This window comes from Pantoea sp. X-Soil-MYKO-1785 (assembly GCF_059730675.1).
Genome location: NZ_AP036000.1, coordinates 2,845,541 through 2,871,466, shown reverse-complemented (window position 1 = coordinate 2,871,466; position 25,926 = coordinate 2,845,541). Strand labels below are relative to the sequence as shown.

The 25,926-nt window shown below is 55.8% G+C and carries 24 protein-coding genes, 1 tRNA gene and 2 pseudogenes; 8 read left to right on the top strand and 19 right to left on the bottom strand.

Going from position 1 to position 25,926, the window contains the following annotated elements; all coding sequences use genetic code 11:
- The first annotated feature begins 48 nt into the window (after positions 1-48).
- On the top strand, positions 49-1,701 hold the full coding sequence (locus AC6I8D_RS13730; RefSeq protein WP_312055419.1) for a multidrug ABC transporter permease/ATP-binding protein: 1,653 nt from the start codon (positions 49-51) through the stop codon (positions 1,699-1,701).
- Between the two features lie 157 nt (positions 1,702-1,858).
- Here AC6I8D_RS13730 and AC6I8D_RS13725 read toward each other — a convergent pair whose 3' ends face one another.
- Complete coding sequence (locus tag AC6I8D_RS13725) at positions 1,859-2,575, bottom strand: 4'-phosphopantetheinyl transferase family protein (protein WP_497820348.1); 717 nt, start codon at positions 2,573-2,575, stop codon at positions 1,859-1,861.
- A gap of 71 nt (positions 2,576-2,646) precedes the next feature.
- Positions 2,647-2,850 carry a hypothetical protein gene (locus AC6I8D_RS13720; protein ID WP_312055421.1) on the bottom strand — a complete coding sequence of 68 codons (204 nt, stop codon included), beginning with the start codon at positions 2,848-2,850 and terminating at the stop codon, positions 2,647-2,649.
- Positions 2,851-3,584: 734 nt separating this feature from the next.
- On the opposite strand from AC6I8D_RS13720, the gene AC6I8D_RS13715 reads away from it, so the two are divergent.
- Together AC6I8D_RS13715 and AC6I8D_RS13710 are read left to right on the top strand one after the other, a co-directional pair.
- Positions 3,585-3,797, top strand: a complete 213-nt coding sequence (locus AC6I8D_RS13715; protein WP_497820347.1) for a hypothetical protein — start codon at positions 3,585-3,587, stop codon at positions 3,795-3,797.
- Between the two features lie 282 nt (positions 3,798-4,079).
- Positions 4,080-5,060, top strand: a complete 981-nt coding sequence (locus AC6I8D_RS13710) for a hypothetical protein (RefSeq protein ID WP_497820346.1) — start codon at positions 4,080-4,082, stop codon at positions 5,058-5,060.
- 53 nt (positions 5,061-5,113) lie between these two features.
- On the opposite strand, the pseudogene AC6I8D_RS13705 reads toward AC6I8D_RS13710, so the two are convergent.
- The 5 genes and pseudogenes from AC6I8D_RS13705 to AC6I8D_RS13685 all read right to left on the bottom strand — a co-directional run.
- Positions 5,114-5,677 (bottom strand): annotated as a pseudogene (locus AC6I8D_RS13705) (IS3 family transposase); the annotation flags it as partial.
- A 54-nt stretch (positions 5,678-5,731) separates the two neighbouring features.
- A pseudogene (locus AC6I8D_RS13700) lies at positions 5,732-5,878 on the bottom strand (transposase); the annotation flags it as partial.
- Between the two features lie 348 nt (positions 5,879-6,226).
- A tRNA-Pro gene (locus AC6I8D_RS13695) sits at positions 6,227-6,303 on the bottom strand.
- Positions 6,304-6,376: 73 nt separating this feature from the next.
- A complete protein-coding gene (yejM, locus tag AC6I8D_RS13690) occupies positions 6,377-8,131 on the bottom strand; it encodes an LPS biosynthesis-modulating metalloenzyme YejM (RefSeq protein ID WP_312759662.1) in 1,755 nt (584 codons plus the stop codon).
- A 22-nt stretch (positions 8,132-8,153) separates the two neighbouring features.
- The gene (locus AC6I8D_RS13685) at positions 8,154-8,381 is read right to left on the bottom strand and encodes a YejL family protein (protein ID WP_009089108.1); all 228 of its coding nucleotides are present in this window, start codon (positions 8,379-8,381) and stop codon (positions 8,154-8,156) included.
- A gap of 158 nt (positions 8,382-8,539) precedes the next feature.
- Here AC6I8D_RS13685 and yejK point away from each other — a divergent pair, with 158 nt between their 5' ends.
- The gene (yejK, locus tag AC6I8D_RS13680; RefSeq protein WP_312055425.1) at positions 8,540-9,544 is read left to right on the top strand and encodes a nucleoid-associated protein YejK; all 1,005 of its coding nucleotides are present in this window, start codon (positions 8,540-8,542) and stop codon (positions 9,542-9,544) included.
- Between the two features lie 111 nt (positions 9,545-9,655).
- Here yejK and rplY read toward each other — a convergent pair whose 3' ends face one another.
- Together rplY and radD are read right to left on the bottom strand one after the other, a co-directional pair.
- On the bottom strand, positions 9,656-9,940 hold the full coding sequence (rplY, locus tag AC6I8D_RS13675; protein ID WP_013358540.1) for a 50S ribosomal protein L25: 285 nt from the start codon (positions 9,938-9,940) through the stop codon (positions 9,656-9,658).
- 144 nt (positions 9,941-10,084) lie between these two features.
- Complete coding sequence (gene radD / locus AC6I8D_RS13670; RefSeq protein WP_312055426.1) at positions 10,085-11,839, bottom strand: DNA repair helicase RadD; 1,755 nt, start codon at positions 11,837-11,839, stop codon at positions 10,085-10,087.
- A gap of 155 nt (positions 11,840-11,994) precedes the next feature.
- On the opposite strand from radD, the gene rsuA reads away from it, so the two are divergent.
- The 3 genes from rsuA to AC6I8D_RS13655 all read left to right on the top strand — a co-directional run bounded on the left by rsuA (position 11,995) and on the right by AC6I8D_RS13655 (position 14,610).
- A complete protein-coding gene (gene rsuA, locus AC6I8D_RS13665; RefSeq protein WP_312759669.1) occupies positions 11,995-12,714 on the top strand; it encodes a 16S rRNA pseudouridine(516) synthase RsuA in 720 nt (239 codons plus the stop codon).
- A 64-nt stretch (positions 12,715-12,778) separates the two neighbouring features.
- Entirely contained in the window at positions 12,779-13,981 is a 1,203-nt protein-coding gene (locus AC6I8D_RS13660; protein ID WP_497820345.1) for a Bcr/CflA family multidrug efflux MFS transporter, read from the top strand.
- Between the two features lie 308 nt (positions 13,982-14,289).
- Positions 14,290-14,610 (top strand): YejG family protein, encoded by a 321-nt coding sequence (locus AC6I8D_RS13655; protein ID WP_312055429.1) that lies wholly within the window; start codon positions 14,290-14,292, stop codon positions 14,608-14,610.
- On the opposite strand, the gene yejF is transcribed toward AC6I8D_RS13655, so the two are convergent.
- From yejF to yeiP, 10 genes are all read right to left on the bottom strand, one after another.
- The gene (yejF, locus tag AC6I8D_RS13650; RefSeq protein ID WP_312055430.1) at positions 14,597-16,201 is read right to left on the bottom strand and encodes a microcin C ABC transporter ATP-binding protein YejF; all 1,605 of its coding nucleotides are present in this window, start codon (positions 16,199-16,201) and stop codon (positions 14,597-14,599) included. The two genes, AC6I8D_RS13655 and yejF, sit on opposite strands and share 14 nt — an antisense overlap.
- On the bottom strand, positions 16,202-17,224 hold the full coding sequence (locus AC6I8D_RS13645) for an ABC transporter permease (RefSeq protein ID WP_312055431.1): 1,023 nt from the start codon (positions 17,222-17,224) through the stop codon (positions 16,202-16,204). It abuts the gene before it with no gap.
- Complete coding sequence (locus AC6I8D_RS13640) at positions 17,224-18,315, bottom strand: microcin C ABC transporter permease YejB (RefSeq protein WP_031377232.1); 1,092 nt, start codon at positions 18,313-18,315, stop codon at positions 17,224-17,226. The genes AC6I8D_RS13645 and AC6I8D_RS13640 overlap by 1 nt, the downstream gene beginning before the upstream one ends.
- Positions 18,316-18,326: 11 nt before the next feature.
- Positions 18,327-20,135, bottom strand: coding sequence for an extracellular solute-binding protein (locus AC6I8D_RS13635; RefSeq protein ID WP_312055506.1), 1,809 nt, complete (start codon positions 20,133-20,135; stop codon positions 18,327-18,329).
- Between the two features lie 38 nt (positions 20,136-20,173).
- Positions 20,174-21,736: a cyclic di-3',5'-guanosine monophosphate phosphodiesterase PdeN gene (gene pdeN, locus AC6I8D_RS13630; protein WP_312055432.1), complete on the bottom strand. Its 1,563-nt coding sequence runs from the start codon at positions 21,734-21,736 to the stop codon at positions 20,174-20,176.
- A gap of 224 nt (positions 21,737-21,960) precedes the next feature.
- On the bottom strand, positions 21,961-22,536 hold the full coding sequence (gene mepS / locus AC6I8D_RS13625; protein WP_312055433.1) for a bifunctional murein DD-endopeptidase/murein LD-carboxypeptidase: 576 nt from the start codon (positions 22,534-22,536) through the stop codon (positions 21,961-21,963).
- A 217-nt stretch (positions 22,537-22,753) separates the two neighbouring features.
- The gene (locus AC6I8D_RS13620) at positions 22,754-23,029 is read right to left on the bottom strand and encodes a hypothetical protein (protein WP_312055434.1); all 276 of its coding nucleotides are present in this window, start codon (positions 23,027-23,029) and stop codon (positions 22,754-22,756) included.
- A 21-nt stretch (positions 23,030-23,050) separates the two neighbouring features.
- A complete protein-coding gene (locus AC6I8D_RS13615; protein WP_312055435.1) occupies positions 23,051-23,758 on the bottom strand; it encodes a phosphatase PAP2 family protein in 708 nt (235 codons plus the stop codon).
- A 44-nt stretch (positions 23,759-23,802) separates the two neighbouring features.
- Positions 23,803-24,777 carry a CobW family GTP-binding protein gene (locus tag AC6I8D_RS13610; protein WP_312055436.1) on the bottom strand — a complete coding sequence of 325 codons (975 nt, stop codon included), beginning with the start codon at positions 24,775-24,777 and terminating at the stop codon, positions 23,803-23,805.
- An 81-nt stretch (positions 24,778-24,858) separates the two neighbouring features.
- On the bottom strand, positions 24,859-25,431 hold the full coding sequence (gene yeiP / locus AC6I8D_RS13605) for an elongation factor P-like protein YeiP (RefSeq protein ID WP_031377226.1): 573 nt from the start codon (positions 25,429-25,431) through the stop codon (positions 24,859-24,861).
- A gap of 163 nt (positions 25,432-25,594) precedes the next feature.
- Between yeiP and AC6I8D_RS13600 the strand changes: the two genes are divergently transcribed.
- A complete protein-coding gene (locus tag AC6I8D_RS13600; protein ID WP_031377225.1) occupies positions 25,595-25,849 on the top strand; it encodes a zinc/iron-chelating domain-containing protein in 255 nt (84 codons plus the stop codon).
- Positions 25,850-25,926 lie beyond the last annotated feature (77 nt).

The window sequence follows — 25,926 nt, the reverse complement described above, 5'->3', positions numbered from 1 at the left end:
TGCATCACATTACACTGCAGGCTGTTTTTTGACTGCTGGATTGTCTGCATGACGTTGTTAAGCGTTGTTTTTCGCCAGTTTCGCTGGCCTTTTATCGGGGTTATCGCCCTGACGCTGCTGAGTGCGGTGTTGGGGATTGGCATGATCGCCTTCATCAATCGCGAAATGATCGTCGCGATCAATACTTCCTATGCGGTACTGCCGCAGTTTCTGTTGCAGCTGGTGGTACTGATGGCGGTCACGCTGGCCTCTCAGCTGGCGCTGACGATGCTGGGCCATCAGTTTGTCTGGCGGATGCGCGGTGAATTTATCAAACGCATTCTGGATACCCGGGTGGAGCGGATTGAGCAACTCGGCAGCGCGCAACTGCTGGCCGGTCTCACCAGCGATGTTCGGGCCATTACCCTGGCTTTTGTACGTCTGCCGGAGCTGATTCAGGGCATCATTATCACCCTGGGTTCAGCAATCTATCTGGCCTGGCTGTCCCCCAAAATGCTGCTGGTGACCAGCGGCTGGCTGGCCGTGACGCTGGTGGGCGGCTGGATGCTGGTGTCGCGCGTGTATCAGCACATGGCGAAGCTGCGTGAAATCGAAGATCACCTCTATCGTGACTACCAGACGGTAATTGACGGACGCAAAGAGCTGCAGCTTAACCGCGAGCGCGCCCGTCAGATCTATGAAAGCGTCTATCAGGAAGATGCCACTGCCTGGCGGCACCATATCGTGCGGGCCGATACCTATCATCTCAGTGCGGTGAACTGGTCGAATATCATGACGCTGGGCGCCATCGGCATGGTCTTTTTTATGGCCAACAGCCTCGGCTGGGCTAACACGGCGGTGGCGGCGACCTTTTCCCTGACGCTGCTGTTTCTGCGCACGCCGCTGCTGTCGGCAGTCGGCGCATTGCCCACTTTGCTCAGCGCGCAGGTGGCATTCCGCAAACTCAACGCCTTTGATCTGGCGCCTTATCAGCCCGAATTCCACGCTTCTCCGTCCAAAGCGGACTGGCAGACGCTGGAGCTACGGGATGTCTGTTTTCACTACGGTGAAAATGGCTTTAAGGTCGGCCCGATTAACCTGACCCTGCGCCGCGGTGAACTGGTGTTCCTGATTGGCGGTAATGGCAGTGGTAAATCGACCCTGGCGATGCTGCTGACCGGCCTCTATCAGCCGCAGTCCGGCAGTCTGCTGCTGGATGGCCAACCGATTGACGCTGACGGGCTCGATCACTGGCGTAAACACTTCTCAGCGGTGTTCACCGATGTACATCTGTTCGATCGGCTGATTAGTCACGAAGGCATTCCGGCGAACCCGGCGTTAGTGCAGCAGTGGCTGGAACGGCTGAAGATGCAGGACAAACTGAAGATTGAAGGCAATAAGGTGCTGAATCTGCAGCTCTCCAAAGGGCAAAGCAAACGTCTGGCACTGCTGCTGGCGGTGGCTGAAGAGCGGGACGTGCTGCTGCTGGATGAATGGGCGGCGGATCAGGACCCGCATTTCCGTCGTATCTTTTATCGCGAGCTGCTGCCGTGGCTGCAGGCGGCCGGCAAAACGGTATTCGCCATCAGTCACGATGATCACTACTTTATTCACGCCGATCGGCTGCTGGAGATGCGGGAAGGGCAGCTAAGTGAACTGACCGGCCGCGAACGCGATCTGGCCACGCTCGACTCGGTAGAACGCACCGATACCGGGCTTTGATGCCGGCTGGCAAAGCTTAGCAAAAAGGCATATTGGCGGCCTGCGCGGCGACCAGGTTATGCTGGAATTCAGCAGAGAGCAGGCTCTCTGCCATCCTGAAACTTCTTCTGTCGCCATGTGTTTACCCCGGCTAAGCCGCATTGCTTAGCCGGTTTTTTTAGGCCTGCTGCATCAGCAGGGTAATCACCTGATCGTCCTGCCATAAAAACTGCGCCTGCATGCGGGTCCCTGTTGTGAAGCGATCGCTGAAATGATGAGTGAGCCGTAACGTGGCGCACTGACGCCGGAGATCGACCGTTTCCAGCGCCGCCTGCTGAAAATCCATCGGCTGATGCAGTTGAGGCCACAGCGCCTTATAAAGAGATTCTTTCAGTGAAAATAGCAGGGTGGCAGCAGCATTGAAGCCGATCGGCAGCGCCCGCAGCAGTTGCTGCTCCTGAGAATTCATCAGCAGGTCGGCGGTTTCATTGGCCGTTGCGTCCGACATCAGCTGTTCGACATCCACGCCGACACCACCAGGCTGACGGGTTGCTGCCAGCACCACTACGCCTGCGCTGTGCGACAGCGAAGCCTGCACGCCGGCGGGCCAGCACGGCGAGCGATCGGCGGCGTTGGTCAGAATAAAATCCTCAATACCGAGATGCGCCATCACACTGCGGGCCAGCAGCCGGCTGGCGAGATACTCGGCACGGCGTTTTTTCACCGCCTGCTGCAGACGAGCGGGCAGCGGCAGTCCCCACCCAACGGCAAGGGCATCACAGTAGTGTTGCGGGTCAAAGCGGCTCACCGCCAGCCAGGGATCGCTGTCGCTCAGGTGCTGAGAAAGGATAAAGCCGCCTGCGGGAGGCGGCAGCGGAACGTCGGGATAGCGCATGCGGTGCCGTGATCAAAGCCAAAAGGGCATTAAATCAGGCGCGGGATGCCGGGGCAAGCCGACCGCAGGGATCAGTCGTTCGGGGGAATGGCAAAACTTTTCAGTGAAACGACAAAATGGTGGTGACCTTTACTGATGCGAGCGCCGCGGTCGCACCAGTGGCTCGCCAGACGAAAGAAGTCGTCGCTGCCAATGTCGTACGCCAGTTCCACTTTGCCAATGCCTGAATGCAATAACGCTTCTGCATCCTTCAGGCTTTTCGCTTTGATCGCCATAAAAATTATCCATCAATTTCAGGGGAGACCAGAGTAGGCAATTTTTGTGACATTTTTGTTTCAGTTTGATGAATTGGCGTCGCGTTGTGCTTATTTTGTGAGGCAGACTGGATTTCACTGCAAAAGGTAACTGCCTGAAAGCGCGCAGGATGTTGCCTGGCTGAGCAGGCGAGTGCGGGAAGATATCCGGCAATCGGGCAACAACCGACCGGGCACCGCGGCTACAGCCATAGACCATAGAAAAGGCCGCGTCTGGCGCGGCCTTAGTGGGTTACTTCTTGTCTGGCGGAGTTGGTTGCTTATCGCCGGACTCTGGTGCTTCGGTTGGATCGTCTTTTTCGATTGCTGTCATGAACTCTCCTATCGTTACCCACACGCTTTTCAGTATAGATCGGAATACCCAGAGCGCGAGCTACGTGACCGTTTGATGACTAAAAAGCCGCTATTTCGCTTCGCATGACGTTTTCCCCGCGCCTGGACGCAGCAGAGCAGAATACTGTTCTGCGCCACGCCGCATCGCTTTAATTCTGTGATAGCGCTATTGCTGCGGCTCAACGGCGGATAAGACGCTGGGCAAGAGACGAGACTCACGCTGACGAGTCAGGTACCGTCTGGCATTGCGCAATAGCCGTCGGGCGGGCGACATAAGCCTCTATGGCTGGCGCGCTTTGCGTCCGCTTAACGCTTTGGCTTAGCTGATTGTAGTGACGTACAGACAGAGGCGGATCAAAGAGGTGAGCGGTTCAACAGTGCGTTTAGAAGTACAGCTTCTTTCCCGGTTGCTTCGCTGGGCTGCTGCTGAGAAGAGGATAGAATGTAAAGGCGTGGTAGCAGGTCAAGATCTTACAGGTCAAGCTTATGGAATGAGCTATGCTGAGTCAGAGGATGCCGGAAAACTTCCAGCTGAATTTGAGCGTAAAATAGCATCATATGATAAATGCAAATAAGCACCAGAAAAGGCATTACCTGGTGTTGATTCTGAATGGTTCATTCGATACGGAATAAGTTTCAAGCATGAACGCGAACAGATGAATTCAAACATTGAACGCATACGGAAGTTATTTGATCTTACCCACTAATACTAAAAACAGGACTCCGCACCAACGAGAATAAATTGCACACGTAGCAACATAATGGTTTTGGTGGGGTGGGCTTGTATGGCTTACACAGTGTGGCACTTGTTCTTTTAGTAGCTTGTAACCACTCAATTTTACTGAGTTTATAAAAAAATGAAATTTAAAGTAATTGCGCTTCTTGTTCTGGCTGTTCCTGCTGCTAACGCTGCATACAACCCTAGTGAACATGACGCCGCTATCCAGCAAATCAATCAGGGCTTGAACCAGATCAGCAACGCACAAGCGCCTAACCAAATCACAGACGGTCACAATAACATTAACGCAGGTATCAGCCGCATAGAGGCCATGACAGGTGGAACCTATGCCGGTTCTATTCCTGCTGGCACTACCGCACCGGCACAACCTGAACGTAATACAGCGGCTGACGCACACAATTACGCTGCTACAGCGGCAAGAGCCTATAACGCCGCTCTTACTGCTGCTAAATACGCTGCTGTTAATCAGCCGGTGAAAAATGATCCTACCGGTACACCCGTTACACAAGGCCCGGTAGTGAATGCCACGGCTTACCGTGCCGGTATCACACAGCAACAGCAAAAAGCTATCGGTGTCGCTCCTACAGCAACGGTATCTACTGCTGTCGCTCCTACAGCAACGGTATCTACTGCTGTCGCTCCTACAGCAACGGTATCTACTGCTGTTGCTCCTGCAGCAACGGTATCTACTGCTGTCGCTCCTGCAGCAACGGTATCTACTGCTGTTGCTCCTACAGCAACGGTATCTACTGCTGTTGCTCCTGCAGCAACGGTATCTACTGCTGTCGCTCCTGCATCTATCAACGTTTCAGCCGCTACCCTGCATCCAGATACTCCGGTTAGCGTCTCGATTAATGGCGTTACACATGCTACAACGGCTGGCGCACTGGCTGCTATTGATCCTGCTATACAGGTATCCGTTACATACATTGCCGCTTTCCAGCGTACAACCATTAAAGGTGGACGTGATAACCATTCTCATGGAGGTTCACACGTTCAGGGTGATAACAACGGCAATAGCAACGCACACGCTCACGCTATGGGCGCTCGTGGTCAGGGTGGACAACGATCAGGTAAATCGGCTGCTGATAATTTCTAACGGTGAGCTATGCCGCTCTGGTTGATGTTCTCTAAGGGGGCGCCATTTAGTGGTCAACAAAAACTGGCCACGGCTTTAGCGTTTTTCCAGAACAATCGTTCTGATTTATCCGGCGTCAAGCCACCATTATATTGATGGGGGCTGAGCTGGCTGTAATATCCTGTGATGTAATTCGTTATTGCCGTGCTGGCCTGGGTAAAATTAGCGTAGCCATTATCCGGCACCCATTCTGTTTTCAGACTTCTGAAGAACCGCTCCATCGGGCTGTTATCCCAGCAATTCCCCCGGCGACTCAGGCTTTGCTTTATCTGATATCTCTACAGTAATTGTCTGAAATTCCTGCTGGTATAGTGGCTGCCTTGATCCGGGTGATACAGTAAATCAGCCGGCTTTCCTTGCGCTTCCCAGGCCATGGACAGCGCTTTAGCTGTCAGTGCAGAAGCCGGGAAAAATGACATAGCCCAGCCAGCCGGTTTACGGGAAAACAGATCAAGCACTACGGCCAGATAAGCCCAGCGTTTACCCGTCCAGATATAAGTCACATCACCGCACCAGATTTGATTAGGCCCGGTTACAGCAAACTGGCGTTCCGGATAATGGGGGATCTCTAGGTGTTCCTTCTGCTCAGGTGTCATGGGTGAAGCTATGGGTGATTTTCCCGATCGTTCTTCTTTCAACTGGCGGACCCATTTGTCCATCGTGGATTTGCCGACACTCATCGCTGTGGCAGCGGCAGCGGTGTAGTGCTGATCGAGTACAAGCTGAGCAGCTTCGAGGCGAAACCCGGGGCTAAAATTGCGTCTGTTACGTCCGGTCATAATGTCACCTGTTTTGACTATGAGGTGATGATATCACCTCTGTTCAGGTGGCCAAATTCAGTGTGCCACTACACAGTTACCTCTGTGAGTTCACAATGCTGCGTCATAGCGTGCATGAAATGCGTTAAAGAGAGGCACGTAGCGCAGCCTTGGGAGCAGCGTAGCGAAAGCAACGTCAGTTGCTGGAGAGTAGGAATAGAGCACAGCGATATTCCGTCCTGTCATGGGAAGGAAAAGGGGCAAGAAGAAGGGGAGAGTGTACACAAGGGGGAATTGCACAGGTGCAGAAAAGGCCATAAAGTAAAAGGGCTAACCTTTCGATTAACCCTTTGACCTATTAGAGTAATTTGGTCGGCACGAGAGGATTTGAACCTCCGACCCCGGACACCCCATGACCGTGCGCTACCAGGCTGCGCTACGTGCCGAACACTGGACAGTCAGTCTACTGGTTCTCGCCATGAATGCAAGACGCCAGCCGACTATTTGCCTCATTATTAATCAGTTAGCGATAAATCGCTTCTCTTCCGTCAGCACCTGTAACAGCAATGCCAGCTCCGGTTTATGATCTTTTAACGCCTTGCCGTGCGCATCATAGGCGCGGTAACTGCCGTTATTGTTCAACACCAGCGTCACCTGCGGCGTGGTAATCACCAGCTTGTTCTCTTCGCTACTGGCAACCCAGTCGTGGCGACGGCGCGCGGCAAACAGATCTTCGCCCTGCGAATAGTTAACCGGATTGGTGCGGACATGCAGCAGGCGCTGCATCAGCGTCGCCATCACGTCCTGATGGTCAGAAAGACGATCCACCGTTTGCGCAGGGGTATCTGGCCAGTGAATCACCAGCGGCACCTGCAGGATCTCTCGATTTCCGGCACTGTCAGGATTCCCTTCCAGCGCCAGTCCACGCTGGGCGGTAATCACCACCACGGTATTTTTCAGTAAATCACGCGCCTGCAGGGTATTAAGCACCGCGCTAATCTGCTCATCAACCGCCGGTGCCTGACGCAGATAGCTGCGCTGGCGTGCTTTCGCGTTGTCGCCAGAAACGTCCGGGCCATTCAGCGCCACCCACGAGAACCACGGATTGCTGGCATCGTGCTGTTTCTCCAGCCAGTTCTGCCACTGGCTGACGGTACTGGCATTGGGCTGACTGTTGCTGGCGGGCAGGGTGTAATCGGTCAGCAGCGCCTGACGATAGAGTGGGGGATTAAACCCTTCAGACGAAAACAGGCCGAACTGATAGCCCTGGGTGCTGAGTGCTCCGAGCAGGGCAGACGGCGTACGCGACGCCAGTATCCCGTTCATGTAGCTGGAAGAGATACCGTAAAACAGGCCAAACAGCCCTTTTTCCGGCGTATCGCCGGCGCTGTAGTGCTGGGTAAAGCGCACATTTTCACTGGCAAACTGATTCAGCTGCGGCAGCGCTTTTGCCAGCGTAGCGTTATTCAGGCCATCGACGGTCAGTACCAACAGATTATTGCGGGTGCCGGCGTCGCGGAAGGTAATCTCACTCAGCGGATATTCAACCGACACCGCTTCCGGATCGCCTTGCTGCACCAGACGACGCTGATACTCCTGCGCATCCAGTAAGCCGTGACGCTCAAGGAAGCGACGGGCGGTCATCGGATAGGAGAGCGGCAGGTTAGCGCGCTGCATGGTAATCGGGCGATAGAAGTTGGCATCAGCCCAGATATACATCAGATGGCTGGCAAAGAAGGCGCTGATAAACAGTGCGGCAACCGGTTTACCAAATGAACGGCGATTGAGGCTGCGCAGCTTCTGCCAGCTCCAGGTGGCAAACAGCATCTGTACCAGGAAGATCAGCGGCACGCTGATAAACATCAGCTGCCAGTCACGCGCCATTTCGCTCTGGTCGGGGTTGATCACCAGCTCCCACACCACCGGATTGAGGTGCAGGTGGAAGCGGCTGAATACCGCACTGTCGACCATCACCAGCGTCAGCCCGGCGGTGGCGACCACCGCCGAGATCACCCGCAACAGCCGTTGCGACATCACCACAAAAGTCAGCGGGAAGATGATCAACAGATAGGCGGCAAAAACGATAAAACTGAAGTGGCCAATCCAGCTGCTATAGGCGTAAATACGCCCCGCCAGCGAAGAAGGCCAGTCAGCGACCAACAGGTAGCGACTGCCTAAAATCAGCGCGAAAAGGATGTTAAACAGAGCAAACCAGTGCCCCCAACTGATCATCTGGGAGACTTTTTCGCGGTAGCGCTGCCGGTTGGTTACCATATTATGAGATCAAATCAGCAAATTAATGGGCGTTATCGTCACGTACCGACGCCTGCAAGGCATCAGCGAAAGATCGGGCCAGTGAACGACGTTGCGCAGGGGCGACATCGCTGTTAATCAAATTAGTCACCATGTTTCCCAGCACCATCAGGGAAAGATCGGTCGGGGCCTTGTCCTTCTGCAGGATTTGGGCCATTTCCGCGAGGAGTTGTTCCACGCGTTCGTCACTGTAACGGGAAGATTGTGGCATATCGTTATCTGAGCTCATTTCAAAAGGCGATATATTACCGGAACAGCGACCTTTTTTCCGCAATTTTATCGAAAGCGCACTGTTCGCTTTACGCATGGAGTTGAAAGCCGATGCCGGCGGTGTTTGAATACGCGCCTGTGCTAAAAGGAGAGTCTACCATGAGTCTGGATATCGACCAGATTGCCCTGCATCAGTTAATTAAACGCGATGAAAACCAGCTTGAACTGGTGCTACGCGATTCGCTGTTACCCGCTACCAACACGGTTAACGCCATGGTGGAGGAGCTGCACCGGGTTTACAGCGCGAAAAGCAAAGCCTATGGCCTGTTTACCCCGGAGAGTGAACTGGCGGACGCGCTGCGTAATTGTCGCCAGGGCAACGATGATTTTCTCGCTTTTAGCCGGGCGGCCACCGGTCGCCTGCGTGATGAGCTGGCAAAATATCCGTTTGCCGAAGGCGGCGTGGTGCTGTTTGTTCACTATCGCTATCTGGCAGTGGACTATCTGCTGATTGCGGTGCTCAACAGCCAGTCGAGCATGCGGGTTAACGAGCAGATGGACATCAGCAGTACCCATTATCTCGACATTAATCATGCCGATATTGTGGCGCGTATCGACCTGACCGAATGGGAAACTAACCCGGAATCAACCCGTTACCTGACCTTCCTGCGCGGTCGCGTTGGACGTAAAGTGGCTGACTTCTTTATGGATTTCCTCGGTGCTGAGGTGGGCTTAGACACCAAAGCGCAGAACCGCGGTCTGTTACAGGCGGTGGATGATTACTGCAGCGAGTCGAATCTCGATAAGCAGGAGCGTCAGAACTACCGGCAGCAGGTCTACAGCTACTGCAACGAGCAGCTGCAGGCGGGTGAAGAGATTGCGCTGGAAGAACTGTCGGGCGAGCTGCCGCCGCTGGGCGAAAAAACCTTCCAGGCGTTTACCCAGGAGCAGGGTTACGAGCTGGAAGAGAGTTTCCCGGCTGACCGCAGCACCCTGCGGCAGTTAACCAAATTTGCCGGCAGCGGCGGGGGACTGACGCTGAATTTTGATGCGATGCTGTTAGGAGAACGCATTTTCTGGGATCCGGCCACCGATACCCTGACCATCAAAGGCACGCCGCCGAACCTGCGCGATCAGCTTCAGCGCCGGACCAGCAGCAAATAAAAAGCCGGGCTAAGCCCGGCTTTACCTGCGTGCCACCGTTTTCACCCGGCAGCGCCAAAAGAAAAGGGCCGGTTTCGCAACCGGCCCTTCTGCTTTCAACCAAGCTCGCGATTAAGCGCGAACGAAGTCGATGTGAAACAGTTTTGGCTTGAACGGGTGACGCTGAACAGCCTGAACTTTCACTTTGGTTTCTTTACCGTCAACAGACAGGGTCAGGACTTCGTCGTAGAAACCTGGCTTAGCTTGCAGGTTCATTACGGAGTCGTGATCCAGGTCGATGGCAACAGCCGCTTCAGAACCACCGTAAATGATGGCCGGGAAACGGTTTGCTGTACGCAGGCGGCGGCTCGCACCCTTACCCTGCTCTTTACGTTCTACTGCATTGATAGTGAGCATTAATATATCTCTTTATTTAATTCCTGCTACAGGCGACCCAGTAACAGGCTGGTTATTCAATACCGCTGATGCACATGCAAAAGCGGGCGGCAGTATAGCCGTTATGCCAGGTGGTGGCAAACGATATACCGGCCCGCGCGGCGCTTAACGCAGTTCGTTGGCGCGACGGAAGCGGCCCTGATAGTCAAACATCTTCTCGCGGATCTGCCAGAACTGGCCTTTGGCCCGCGCCACCACAAAATCGGGATGGCGCAGTAACGGCTGCAGCGCCAGCACGTCGGCCGCAGTTTGCCAGCCAAGCGGCACGCCCGGCGCACGCTGATGCGGGCGCATAAACAGCTGCTCAAACGCCTTGCGTTGCGCCGGCGTCTGCAGGCGAAAACGTTCGCTGACGCTGGTGCCTTCCTCATCGTAATAGGTGGCTTTCAGCCATTCACCTTTGGCATCGCGGCCCTGTTCCAGCGTCATTCCGCCGCAGCGCAGCACCAGCGCATCTTTTAATTTCAGCGCCGCCTTCAGCATGTCGTCCGGATCGACCAGAATTTTGTCGCACTGGTGACAGCGCCGGGCGGCAATATCATTTTCTGCACCGCAGTCGGGGCAGCTCTTGAAGCGGAAGCGGAAGTCGCACTGCTCGCGCTCACCGTCGTCATCTTCCAGCACGCCCTGACAGCGGCGGCCAAAATGCTCAATCACCATGCCATCGGCGGTGGCTTTGCCCCAGAAAGTATTGGCAAAGCCACAGGCCGGGCAGAACACCTGGACCGGCTGATTATCACTGGCACCTTTGGGCGCGCCTACTTCCGGGGTAAACAGGTCGTGCGGGTTACCGGCGTAATCAAGGATCAGGCAGTCGGTTTTACCCGGTGACAGCCGCAGGCCGCGGCCCACAATTTGCTGATACAGGCTGACCGATTCCGTCGGACGCAGAATGGCGATCAGATCTACGTGCGGCGCATCAAAACCGGTGGTCAGCACCGCGACGTTAACCAGAAACTTCAGTTGCTGCGCCTTAAACGCCACAATCAGCGCATCGCGCTCTTTGGCCGGGGTTTCCGCTGATATCAGGGCGCTGTTGACGGGTAACAGCCGCAGAATTTCACCCGCGTGTTCGACCGTAGAAGCAAAAATCATCACGCCGTGTCGATCTTCTGCGAACTCGACAATCTGGCGGATGATATGTGGCGTCACGCGCTGCTGCTGTTTCAGTTCGCGGTTGAGATCGGCTTCACTGAACAGGCCGTTAGACTGTGCCGTCAGGCGGCTAAAATCATACTGCACCACCGGCATATCGAGCCGCTCCGGCGGCACCAGAAACTGATGTTTAATCATGTAGCGCAGCGGCAGCTCGTAAATACAGTCACGAAACAGCGCCTTTTCATCACCGCGAACCATGCCATGGTAGTGAAACTGGTAAATCCAGCCCTTTCCGAGGCGGAACGGGGTGGCCGTCAGGCCGAGCAGCCGCAACTGCGGATTATGCTGCCGCAGATGGTTAAAAATTTGCTGATACTGGCTCTCTTTGTCATCGCCAATGCGGTGGCACTCATCGACAATCACCAGTGAAAAGGCGCTGTCGAACTGGTCCAGGTTGCGGGCGACCGACTGCACGCTGCCAAACACCACTTTGCGCTGACTCTCTTTTCGCTGCAGACCGGCGGCAAAGATATCCGCCTCCAGACCGTAGGCCTGATATTTACTGTGGTTCTGCGCCACCAGTTCTTTCACGTGCGCCAGCACCAGTACCCGGCCGCGCGCCAGCCGGGCCAGCTCGGCAATCACCAGACTTTTTCCGGCACCGGTCGGCAGCACAATAACCGCAGGATGGTGATGACGACGGAAATGCGCAACGGTGGCATTGACCGCGTCCTGTTGATAGGGGCGTAAGGTAAAAGACATGGCTATCACTTTTGGCAAACTGAGGGTAATTATGCCACGAAAGCGCGGTAAACGCGCTGTCAGGCGGGCGCGGATCACGCTATACTTCCCGTACATTTTCAACGGTTAACCAGGCCGTTTCAGGTTCCCTCCGCAGTAACAGGCAAAACGAATTCATGCGACTCGACAAATTCATCTCTCAGCAACTGGAAATCAGCCGTGCCATCGCTCATCGTGAGATCCGTGGCCAGCGTGTCACCGTTAACGGTGAAGTGGTGCGCGACACCGCCTTCAAACTGCTGCCCGACCACGAGGTCGAATATGACGGCAACGTACTGCAGATGCAGACCGGGCCACGCTACTTCATGCTGAATAAGCCGCAGGGTTACGTCTGTTCAACCGACGATCCCGATCATCCGACCATCATCTATTTTATCGAAGAGCCGATGGCATTCAAACTGCACGCCGCCGGGCGTCTCGACATTGATACCACCGGGCTGGTGCTGCTGACGGATGACGGCCAGTGGTCACACCGCATCACCTCGCCGCGCCATCACTGCGAGAAAACCTATCGGGTGATGCTGGAGTCGCCGGTTAGCGACGATACCGCCGCGCAGTTTACGGCTGGCGTGCAGCTGCACAATGAAAAAAGCCTGACCAAACCGGCACAGCTGGAGGTGATTACCCCAACCGAGGTGCTGCTGACCCTGAGCGAAGGGCGTTACCATCAGGTGAAACGGATGTTTGCTGCCGTCGGTAATCGGGTGGTGGGCCTGCATCGCGAGCGAATCGGTGATATTTCGCTGGATGCGGATCTGGAACCGGGTGAATACCGGCCATTAACCGCCGACGAGATCGCCAGTATCGGCATGCCGAAAGAGCTGCAGGTAAAATAACAGCGCCGGCTGACTGCAAGCGCGCAGCGGCCGAACGGTTTAATCAGCAAGGGCAGGAGAGGGTGTGCGCAAGGAAAAGAATTCGCCGATAGGATTGGTGGTAATCCTCGGTCTGTTAGCGATGTTGATGCCGCTGTCGATTGACATGTATCTGCCGGCGATGCCGCAAATTGCGCGTGAGTTTGGTGTTTCTGCCGGTAGCGTGCAGATGACGCTCAACCTCTACATCCTCGGGTTCGCCATCGGTCAGCTGATCTACGGCCCGCTGGCCGACAGCTACGGCCGTAAGCCGGTGATTGCCCTCGGTACGCTGATTTTTGCCGTCGCCGCCGCGGCCTGTGCGCTGTCGCAGACTATCGATCAGCTTATCGCCATGCGTTTTCTGCATGGATTATCGGCCGCTGCTGCCAGCGTGGTGATCAATGCCCTGATGCGTGACAGTTACTCGAAAGAGGACTTCTCACGCATGATGTCGTTCGTGATGCTGATCACCACCATTGCGCCGCTGCTGGCGCCGATTATCGGCGGCTGGCTGCTGTTGATCTGGAACTGGCACGCCATTTTCTGGGCGCTGTCGGCGGCGGCGGTGATCACCACGGTGCTGGTGACTACCCAGATTCGCGAAACCCTGAAACCCGAGCAGCGACAGCGTTTTCATCTGCGCACCACGCTGGGAAATTTCGTGATCCTGTTTCGGCACAAACGCGCCTTCAGCTACATGCTGTCGAGCGGTTTTTCGTTTGCCGGACTGTTTACCTTTCTCAACGCCGGTCCCTTTGTCTACATCGAACTGAACCACGTTTCACCGCAAAACTTTGGCTATTACTTCGGCCTCAATGTGGTGTTTTTGTTCATCTTAACCCTGATTAACAGCCGCGCAGTGCGCCGTTTTGGCCCGGTAGCGATGTTCCGTCTCGGCCTGTTGATTCAGTTCTGCATGGGCATCTGGCTGCTGATCGTCAGCGCCTTTGATCTTGGCTTTTTGCCGCTGGTGTTCGGGGTGGCGATGTTTATCGGTTGTGTATCGATGGTCTCATCGAACGCGATGGCGGTAATCCTTGATGAGTTCCCGCATATGGCGGGCACCGCCTCCTCGCTGGCCGGCACGCTTCGCTTCGGCGTGGGTGCGTTGGTCGGCGCGCTGCTGTCGCTGGTCAGTTTTAACAGTGCCTGGCCGATGGTTGGCACCATCGCGCTGTGCGCCACGCTTTCTCTGCTGCTGTTCTTCTACGCTTCCCGTCCCCGTCCCCGTCACGCCTCGCATTAAGCGCATTCAGCGAGTCAGGCCGTCACGGTTATCCCGGACGGCCCGATCGGCTATGCCACTTTGTTTCGATATTGTGAAAATATTTAGCTAAAAAAGTAACCACATTGCGTCTAAAATGATTGTTAAGTGCTGCCGAACGCGGTACATATAGCCTGAATTGCGATACCACTCGCAAAAAAATAAATTCAGCGATTCGCTTTAGTGGGAAATGAGAAGCCGGGCCTTGACGTCCGGACACCGACGCCGTGACACCGGGCGACCACCACAAAGGGATGGCGAAGTAAATACTCCTGGGGACATTGATAACTATGCTGCAACTTTCGATTGTGCATCGCTTACCACAGCATTTTCGCTGGACCAGCGATCATCACAGTGCCATCGAAGCGGATGACACCACGCTGGACGATCAGGATTTTATCGCGCTGCGGTTAATCAGCCACGACGGCATTCCGGCCTGGGAGATCCTGCAGCAGCTGAAAGAGGTGCTGGCTGACATTCAGGTCGACTGTAAAGTGGCCGAGTGTGAAGGGCAGCCTTGTCTGTTTATCCAGCGCCGCGACGAAAGCGCCACCAACTGCTGCCTGAAAAATCAGGGCGTGGCGATTGCCGAAACGTTTATCGCTCGCTAAGTTGCGCTGAACGCAGCAGTTCGCGGGTGTATTCCGCCGCAGGCGAGGCAAACAGCATTTCACACTCCCCCTGTTCCACCACTTCCCCCTGACGCAGCACAATAAGCTGATGGCACAGGGCGCGCACCACCTCAAGATCGTGACTGATAAACAGATAGCTCAGCTGGCGCTGCTGCTGTAGCCGACGCAACAGCGTCAGAATCTGTTTCTGTACCGTGCGATCGAGCGACGAGGTCGGCTCATCCAGCACCAGCATCTCCGGTTCAAGGATCAGCGCCCTGGCAATGGCGATGCGTTGCCGCTGGCCACCGGAAAATTCCGCCGGATAGCGATGACGGCTCTCCACCTCCAGCCCGACCTCCTGCATCACCGCAATAACCTGCTGTTCCTGCTGCTGTGCGGTCAGCTCAGGCTGATGCACCGCCAGCCCTTCGGCGATAATCTGCTGCACCGTCATCCGCGGATTAAGCGAAGAGTTCGGGTCCTGAAACACCACCTGAATGCGCCGACGCAGCGGTAGCAGTTGCCGCCGTGACAGCTGATGCAGCGGCTGGCCATCAAACCAGACCTCGCCGCCGGCCTCAATCAGCCGCAGCAATGCCAGGCCGGTGGTGCTTTTACCTGAGCCGGATTCACCCACCAGTCCGAGACTTTCGCCGCGCCGCAGGGTAAAACTCAGCGCAGAGAGCGCCCGTTTTTCGCCCACCTGGCGGCGGAACAGGCCACGGCGTAACGGGAAACTGACCCGAAGCCGATCGACCTGCAGGATCACCGGCGCGTCGGCGGGCAGCGGCAATGGCCTGCCTTCCGGCTCTGCCGCCAGCAGCTGTTGGGTGTAGGGATGCTGCGGCTGACTGAGCAGCGTCTGGCAGCGATTCTGCTCAACCACCTTTCCCTGACGCATCACGCTGACGCTATCCGCCAGCTGACGCACAATATTCAGGTTATGAGTGATAAACAGCATCCCCATGTTGAATTCGCGTTGCAGCTCGCGCAGCAGGGCCAGAATCTGTGCCTGCACCGTCACATCCAGCGCGGTGGTCGGCTCATCAGCGATCAGCAGCGCTGGCCGGGTTAACAGCGCCATGGCGATCATCACCCGCTGACGTTCGCCGCCCGACAGCTGATGCGGAAAATCGTGCAGCCGGGCGGCGGGCTGGCGGATGCCGACCCGATCCAGCACGCTGAGGATTTCGCCGCGTGCCGCCGCAGGCCGCATACCGCGATGCAGCGACAGCACTTCGTACAGCTGCTTCTCCACGGTATGCAGCGGATTAAGTGACACCATCGGCTCCTGAAAGATCATCGCGATCTGGTTGCCGCGAATGCCGCGCAGCCGCTGCTCGCTGGCGCGCAGCAGATCCTCACCGTTGAACAGGATCTCCCCGCCCGGCCAGGCGACCGTCGAGGGAGGCAGCAGCCGCATCACTGACAGGGCGGTGACACTTTTGCCGGAACCCGATTCGCCCACCAGCGCCAGCGTTTCACCGGCCTCAACGCGTAATGAAACCTCATCCACCACCCGCTGCAGCCGTTCGCCCTGACGAAAGGCGACCGAAAGGTGGTTGATAGCAAGCAGTGGCGCAGTCATTCAGACTCCTTTGCCCGGATCGAAGGCGTCACGTACCGCTTCGCCGATAAAAATCAGCAGCGATAACAGGATCGCCAGTGAGAAAAAGCCCGCCAGGCCGAGCCACGGCGCCTGCAGATTATTTTTACCCTGCAGCAGCAGTTCCCCCAGCGACGGCGAACCGAGCGGCAAACCAAAGCCGAGGAAATCGAGCGAGGTCAGTGTGGTAATCGATCCACACAGAATAAACGGCAGGAAGGTCAGGGTGGCCACCATCGCATTCGGCAGCATATGGCGCAGCATAATCCGGCTGTCACTGACGCCCAGCGCCTGTGCCGCGCGGATATAGTCGAAGTTGCGGGTGCGCAGGAACTCGGCCCGCACCACGCTGACCAGGCTCATCCAGCCAAAGGTCACCGTCACCAGCAGCAGCCACCAGAAACCAGGCTGAATCACGCTGGAGAGCAAAATCAGCAGAAACAACGACGGCATGCCGGACCAGACTTCAATCAGCCGTTGTCCAATCAGATCAATCCTGCCGCCGAAATAGCCCTGCACCGCGCCGACCACCATACCGATCACGCTGGAAAACAGCGTCAGCAGCAGGCCAAACAGCAGTGAAATACGCGTGCCGTACAGCAGACGCGCCATCACATCACCGCCGGTCGCGTCGGTGCCCAGCCAGTTCTGCGCTGAAGGTGGTGAAGGGAAGGGCACCTGAGTGGCAAAATTGATGGTGCTGTCGCTGAAGCGGATTGGCGCCCGGATTGCCCAGCCTTGCTGATCGATCCGCTGCTGCAGCCACGGGTCCTGATAATCGGCGGCGGTTGGCAGCACGCCGCCGTAATCGGTCTCGCTGTAGTCAAACAGCAGCGGCAAATACCAGCGCTGCTGATAATGCACTAGCAGCGGCTTGTCATTGGCGATCAGCTCGGCAGCCAGCGACAGCAGGAAAATAACCAGAAAGAGCCACAGCGACCAGTAGCCACGTCGGTTATGGCGAAAGCGCTGCCAGCGCTGCTGATTCAGGGGAGATAAGCGCATCAGCGGCCCTCGAAATCAATGCGGGGATCGACCAGCGTATAGGTTAAGTCGCTGAGAACATTCATCAGCAGGCCGATCAGGGTGAAAATATAGAGCGTACCAAACATCACCGGGTAGTCGCGCTGCAGGGTCGCGTCATAGCCGAGCAGTCCGAGGCCGTTAAGTGAAAATATCACTTCGATCAGCACCGAACTGGTGAAAAACATGCTGATAAAGGTGGCGGGGAAGCTGGCAATCACCAGCAGCATCGCATTGCGGAACACGTGGTGATACAGAATGCGGCGCTCCGGCACCCCTTTGGCGCGGGCGGTGACCACGTACAGTTTACGTATCTCATCCAGAAAGGCGTTTTTTGTCAGCATGGTCAGAGTAGCAAAGCCGCCAATCACCGTTGCCAGCACCGGCAGCGCGATGTGCCAGAAATAATCAAGCACCTGGCCGTACCAGGGCAGGCTGTCATGCTGCGGTGAGGTCAGGCCGCGCAGCGGAAACCAGTCGAGATAGCTGCCGCCGGCAAACAGCACGATTAACATGATGCCGAACAGAAAGGCCGGAATCGAGTAGCCAATAATGATGAAGGTGCTGCTCCAGATATCAAAGGCGCTGCCGTTGCGTACCGCTTTACGGATGCCGAGCGGGATCGACACCAGATAGATAATCAGCGTGCTCCACAGGCCCAGACTGATCGACACCGGTAAACTCTCTTTCACCAGCTGCAGCACCGAGGCGCTGCGAAACAGGCTGTCGCCAAAATCGAAGCGGGCATAGTCCCACAGCATTTCGCCATAGCGTTGCCAGATCGGCTTATCAAAGCCGTAGCGCTGCTTAATCTCCGCAATCACTTCGGGATCCAGCCCGCGTGCGCCGCGATACTGATTATCCGCCGGGTTAAGTGCATTCAGGCTGGCGCGGGACCCCGCGCTGTCGGCACCGCCGCCAGCCAGACCCGTGGTCTGACCGAACTGGATATTGGCCAGCGCCTGATCGACCGGACCGCCCGGTGCAATCTGCACAATAAAAAAGTTAAGGGTGATGATCGCCCACAGGGTGGGAATAATCAGCAACAGCCTGCGCAGAAAGTAAGTTGCCAACGGTCCACTCCTTAGCGTTTGCTGGCCGGCAACCGGGCAGCTTTGTTCACGTCATACCACCAGTTTTCCAGCCCGAGGCTGTAAGCCGGTTTGCCGGCCGGATGGGAAAACTTATCCCAGTACGCCAGCCGTTGCTCTGCGTTGTACCACATTGGAATCATATAGGCATTCCACAGCAGAATGCGATCCAGTACCTGCGCCAGCGGTCGAAGGGCAGGGAGATCGCCCTGATGCGCCACAATCTGTTTGACGAAATGATCGACCAGCGGATCTTTAACCCGCGCGGTATTCCACGACGAGGCGATGTAGTCCGACTGCCAGTAAACCTGCAGACTGGAGGAGGGGATCGGCATAGCAGAATAGGCGGTGGTGACCATGTCATAGTCGCCCTCACGCAGCCGCCGCAGATACTGTGAACTGTCCACCTGGCGCAGAGTCAGGGTGATACCGAGCCGCGCCAGATTGTGCTGCAGCGGTAGCGCCCATTCGGTACTGGTGCCGCTGCGCAACAGCAGTTCAACGCTAAACGGCTGACCGGTTTTCTCGTTCACCAACCGGCGATGGTTAATCTGCCAGCCCGCCTGTTTCAGCAAGGCAAACGCCTGAAGCAGACTGGCGCGATCGTAACCGCTGCCGTCGGTAACCGGCGGGTGATATGGCTGGGTGAACAGGTCAGGCGGCAACTGCGCCCGCCACGGAGCCAGCAATGCCTGCTGCTGCGCATCGGGCACACCGCGGGCGGCAAACCCGGTATTCTGGAAATAGCTGCTGGCACGCTGATAAGCACCATAGAACAGCGCCTTGTTCATCCACTCAAAATCAAACGCCAGCGTCAGCGCCTGGCGGACCCGGCGATCGTGAAACAGCGGTTTTTCATTGTTAAACGCCAGCCAGCGGGTATCAATCGCGGCCTGATTGGGCAACGTCTCTTTCACAATGCTGCCATCGTCGAAATGGCGGCCGCGATACTGGGTGGCCCATTTTTTGGCTGAGGTCTCTTCCCGTAAATCGAACGCGCCCGCTTTAAATGCCTCAAACGCCACGTTGTCATCCAGATAGTAGTCGTAGCGGATGCGATCAAAATTAAACCGTCCGCGGTTAACCGGCAGATCGGCCGCCCAGTAATCTTTTACCCGGCTGTACTCAATGAACTGACCGGGCTTCCATTTAGTGATGCGATAAGGACCGCTCGACAGCGGCGGCGAACTCAGGGGTTCGTTGAACTTTTTATCGTGCCAGAATTTTTCAGCCAGCACCGGCAGCGTCAGTAATCCCAGCATCCGATCTTTGTCCGGCTGCTGGGCATCAATTCGCACCGTCAGGCGGTCCAGCGCCTTTACGGTCACGCCGCGATAGGCGACGCGAAACTGCGGCACCCCTTCAGTCATAAATTTGCCAAACGAAAAGGCCACGTCCTGAGCGGTGATCGGGCTGCCATCCTGGAAGCGGGCCTGCGGCTTAAGACGGATCTCGATCCAGCTAAAGTCGCTGGCGTTGCGGGCAGAGTCGGCGATCAGCGGATAGTAGCTGCCGGGCTCATCATCTGAGCCGGTATAGAGCCCGTCATACAGGGCTTCCGTGTAGATGCCGGGATTGCCGCGCGAGGCGTAGCGGTTAAAGTTGTCGTAGGTGCCGACCACCGCCATGGTGATGCTGCCGCCTTTGGGGGCCTGCGGATTGGCATAATCATAATGACTGAAGTCTGGCGGATACTTCGCTGTGCCCGCCTGGGTAAAAGCGAAGCTGTGTTGAATGCTGGCGGCCAGCAGCGGGCCGCTCAGGACGCCGCACAGCAATAAAAATCCAGCACGAAGCAGCACCACGTTTACGCTCTCCTGTAATTTTTCGATTCCGCGCGTCAGGCATCGTGACGCTGAAAATAGTCTATCAGCGTTTCGGGACGTAGCGGACGGCTAAAAATGTAACCCTGCAGATGCGTCACGCCGCGATTGATCAGCCAGGCGGCCTGTTCTCCGGTTTCGACGCCTTCCGCCACGCTTTTCAGATTGAGCTTTTTCGCCAGCTGTAACACCGTATCCAGTACCGGTGAGGTCAGGGTGTCGGTTCCGATGCTCTGCACAAAACCGCGATCGATCTTCAGGTAATCAAACGCATAACGCTCCAGATAGATCAGCGCACTGTGTCCGGTGCCGAAGTCATCAATCGCAATATTAATCTGCTGCTGATGCAGCCAGTCAAACAGTTCGCCGACATTTTCATCGCGCACCATCGCACGCTCGGTGATTTCAAACACGTAACTGAAGTGCGCGGCGGGCATGGTGTCGAGCCAGCGCAGCACATCCTGGCGGAAGCAGCTATCCGCCAGATGCAGCGGAGAGATATTCAGGCTGAGGCTGGCATGGCGGGGAATGGTGTGGCAGAGCAGGTGGGCATCACGCGCCACCAGCTGGAACAGATGGCGGGTCAGCGGAATAATCAGGTTTTGCGCTTCGGCGTAGCTGATAAACACATCCGGCGGGATCGGCCCCTCGGTCGGGTGAGTCCAGCGCAGTAGCGCTTCCATGCCGTAGGGCTGACCATCATGCGAGGTCACCAGTGGCTGATATTCAATGTGAAACTCGCCACGCTTGATTCCCTGGATCAGATCTTTGCCGGGACGCTGATAGGCTGACAGCAGCAGCCAGCCGCCGCCGGTCACCAGCAGGGAGAGCAACAGGCTAATCAGCACAATATTTTGATAATCGCTGAGCGCCAGCGTCGAGCCATATAACACAAACTGCAGCGGGTAACCGGGCAGGGACTGTTGCCGTAACGGCGGCGGCAGCCCGTGGTTTTCCACTACGCCCGGCTGCCAGCTGGTTAACGCCGTACGCTGCGCCACCAGCGCCATGCCGGTAATCTCTGACTGGCGCGACGCCAGCAACAGATAGGGCGCCAGCGTAATATTGAGGGTGGCAAACACCCCGGACTGGACGCTGCCTGGATTCCTGATCCACAGCGCCAGCGCCGGTTTATTGGGTTGCAGCGGCGTGCCGCGCATCAGTTGCAGATCAATGTCGCGTGTCGTATCACTCATTGGCGCAATAACGCTGAGCGGCAGGCTAAAGCTGCCGGTGGCAGAGGAACAAAAAGCGTTACCGTTATTTATCAGCAGAATGGCGCGAAGATTACCGGCAAAGGCGGCGCGTGAGGTCAGTTCACGATTAATGGTCTGGCAGGGAGTTTCGGTGAATGGAAGCAGAGGGCTGAGCGTGCTGTTAATCAGAGAAGAGAGCGTTTGCTGTAGGGCCATTCGGCTGTTCTCTAATAATTGCTGGTGCTGCCGATCGCGCTTATGCCAGAGATGGTTAAACGATAGCGCAGAAAATAATAAAAAGAACAGGCAGCCGATCATCGCGCTACTCCATGCGATTCGACGAGGATAGGTTGCATGGCGCATCAGCGCCCCCGACAGTGGCATGAGGTGCTTCCTCTGATAAAATTATTATTATGTTATTGCGCACGACTGCTTCGGTGTAAGCGACCGAGAATATAACGAGAAGGCGGGGAATGTCTCGTTATTCTTCTGAAAGGCAATGGTTTTTAAGCCATCAGTCTGAGGCGGGCAAGGGCATCAGACGAAAAAAAACGCTGCGTAAGCAGCGTTTCATATTCTCTGGCTGAGAAGGAGATCAAAGGCGGTAATCAGGTCGGGTTACGACTTAATACGCGTCGCCCTTCACGATAACGCTTTTTCCAGTAATTGTCGTTCAGGTTGGAGATCATCACACCACTGCTGGTGGAAGCGTGAACGAAGTTATCATTACCGAGATAGATGCCAACATGACGGCCAGTAGAACCGGCGCGGAACAGCACCAGATCGCCAGGACGCAGTTTAGTGCGTGAAATCTCTTTACCGGTGCCCTGCTGCTCTGAGGTAGAACGCGGCAGTTCTAAGCCAAATTGATCGCGGAAGGTGCGTTGTACAAAGGCGGAGCAATCGATACCGCGTTTGGTATCGCCACCGAGGCGATAGCGCACACCTTTCCAGACGGCGTATTGATCCATGATGCGTGACTTAACGTCAACGTTACGCACCATTTCTTCAAACTCATCCTGAGACGCCTGAAGTAAAAAACCATTGTGGTTGTTAACTTCATGATTCTCGTTATTCGCGTTTTGACCGTTATGGGTACTGCTACAAGCTGAGAGGAGAGTTGCCAGTGCCACTGCAGGCACGATTCGCCAGATATATCTCAGTATTGGTTGAGACTTGACCATTATTCGGGTTTTCCTTCGATGTCCTTACGACAAGATTGTCGCCAGCCAGATGACAAAACAGGGAGATTAATAAGCGAAACAGACTAAGACAATTCCTTAATTACTAAAATGTGTTAATGGACACATTTTTACTGTAAAAAAAAGCGAATTTGCTGCTGCTGTTACCCCACAGCGACTGAGGTTAACCGATTACAAGCGCCGTGGCGAGTGCTTTCAGTCAAATTCTTATAGGTTTTTCTGATGTGAAATCAAACCTTAACACACTGACTACTTTAGCAACAATTGTGGGGAAATGATGGTGAGAGCAGGGGGTAAAAAGCGCGCTAATTCCGCCTATAGCCTGCTGTTTGGGAATTTTCTTTATAGACAGACAGAGATGGCGGTTATTTAACCGATGAGGTGAGTCATAACCTTTTCTTTTAATCAATTTAATTAGCCTGCTAATAATGTACTGACTTTTTTTATAAGCGCGGGCGGTTAAGAATAATGCCATTATTACGCCCGCGCTTATCATTCAGCTTAGCGGCTTATATTTACCCGGCAATTTGCGATAAAACCAATTTACCAGCGCATCACTGGCCGGGGTTAATAACCACCAGCTCAATCCGACTAAAACTACCGACAGTGAACCAACGGCAATATCGGTGAACCAGTGCGCGCCAGCCATAACGCGAGGCAGCGAGAAAATAACCACGATCGCCGCCGCAATTAAAAACCGACCGAAACCGAAATAACGCCAGATAAAGCAGGCGAAGATCATCAGCATCATGCCGTGGTCGCCAGGGAAACTGTCTTTCGAGGCATCCTTAGCCGGAATACCGGTCAGCTCACTGACCCGATGCACGTTGTCGAAGAACAGTGTCGGGCTGGAGTGTTTCACCGGCAGCAGGTGACCCAGCTGGTTGAGGACTACCGCGGTTAACAGCATGGTGATGCCGATAGCCAGCATGCGACGCCGTGCCTGCGGTGTTTCGCTGCGCCAGATCGACAGATAAAGCAGGCCCATCGCCAGCAGCGAGACGGCATCAAAGCCACGATAGTTGGTGATCGCCACCAGCAGCGCAAAGCCGGAGTGAATGATCATCTGACTATTAAAGCCAAAGAAAATTGCTTTATCGATGCCGAACCAGAAACCATGTTCAGGCGGCAGATACCACGACAGGAATAGCACCACGCCCAATGCATTAAGCAACAGGATGGTAATAAGGCGAGTTACGCGCATAATTAAACTCATGATTGAAAAAATAACCGCCGACAATAACCGTGTCAGCGTAAACGGCACTTCAACAACGCCGATTGTAGTCTATTCCAGTCAGCCTGCTGCGAATCAATGATCTCGATACGGCTGTCGGCGGGTGGCTGCGATCGCGTTTCAATCTGCAGATCGTCGCCCTGACGATTAATCATCAGCGATCCTGCCTCAATATGCATCACGCCTTTAATTCGATCGCCTGGCGCCTGGCGTACCCATTCCAGCAGCGCCTGCTGGTCAAACTGCGTCGCGGCGTCGAACAGCCAGCCACAGGCGCTGTAGTCCTGTCCCTGATTCAGCGCCCGACGCCAGCGTGCCGGATGCGTCAGCCGCATGGCCGCTACGCCACTGGCCGGGATGGCGGCAGGGTGGTGATGCTGTGGCACCGGCAACTCACGCGGCTGGCCGCGTGGCGTATCGAGCAGCGCCAGCGGAATCTGACCAAATTCGGTGGCGATAAAGGGCCGCTGATCCAGCGCATCACGCTGCCAGTCGGCCAGACGCTGATGATCTTCCGGCTGCCAGCGATCCTGCTTGTTGCCGATAATAATGTCCGCCGCCGCCAGCTGATCGCGGAAATTTTCATTAGCAACGACCCGCGGATCGGCAAGCTGGCGCGCATCCAGCAGGGTGAGGGTGGCGTTGAGCTGTAGCCAGGCGTGGTAGGTCGGCGAACTTAGCAGCTGCAACAGCTGGCGCGGATGGCCCAGCCCGGTCGGCTCAATCAGCAGCCGATCGGGCTTGTTCTGCAACAGCCGGTTCAGCCCGATCTGCATCGGCAGGCCGTTGACGCAGCACATGCAGCCGCCGGGGATCTCTTTCAGGATGGCTCCGCGATCGGCCAGCAGCGCGCCATCGACGCCAATCTCACCAAATTCATTGACCAGCACCGCCCACTGCTCATTAGCGGGCTTTGCGGCCAGCAGATGGCATAACAGCGTGGTTTTGCCGCTGCCCAGAAATCCGGTAATCAGATTCACCCGCGTCATTAGTCAGGCTCCTGTCAGTATTTGCCGTGAAAGTTGTTACTTTATAACAGTCAGCGCCACGGCAACGTTCAGGAAGTGCGGTTAGTCGGCACGGCCCATATAACGGCGTTCAGCGACATGAATGCGGATGCGGTCGCCGTTACTGAGGTACTCAGGCACCTGAACCACCAGGCCGGTACTCATGCCTGCCGGTTTGGTGCGGGCGCTGGCCGAGGCACCTTTGATGCCGGGTGACGTATCGACAATTTCCATATCGACGGTCTGCGGCAGCTCCAGCGCCAGCACCTGTCCTTCCATCGTCAGCACCTGAATGCCCGGAATGCCGCCTTCAGGAATAAACAGCAGTTCCTCTTCGATCTGCTCTTTTTTGAAGCTGTAAGGGGTGTAATCTTCGTCATCCATAAAGACATACTCGTCACCGTCTATATAAGAAAAGGTGACGCTGCGGCGGCTGAGCGAAATCGCATCAATAATCTCATCGCCCTTGAAGCGTTCTTCGACCTTCATACCGGTGCGCACATCGGTGAAGCGCATCTTATACAGGGTGGCGGCACCGCGTGCGCTTGGGCTCTGGACATCAATATCTTTAACCAGCAGCAGTTTTCCGTTGTGGGTAACGGCCATTCCTTTTTTGATTTCATTCGCTTTTGGCATTGCTGTTCTCGCTATCTCTGAAGTGAAGTGCGCGCCACGTTACTCGCGCCGGTGAAAACTGGCAATATGGCGAGAATGAAATTTTAGCCCGGACGGCGGCAGACGTGGTAATTGTGGCGGCGGACTGCTATTGTCGCCGCGACTTTCTCTGCTGGAGCGCAGCATGCAATGCCGTAGCCACTGCGGTGCCTGTTGTACGGCGCCCTCCATCTCTTCGCCGATTCCCGGCATGCCCAACGGCAAACCCGCCAATACGCCCTGCGTTCAGCTCGACGACGCCTTACGCTGCAAGCTGTTTGGCTCCGACCTGCGTCCCGCAGTCTGTGCCGGCCTGCAGCCGTCGCACAGCATGTGCGGCGATTCGCGCCAGCAGGCGATGATCTATCTGTTGCAGCTGGAAGCGGACACCGCCCCCTGACGCGCTGACGTTGCTGAACGTTATGGCGAATTTATGCCAGGCTTACAGCAACCGCGTCAGCTGGCAGGCGGCAAAAT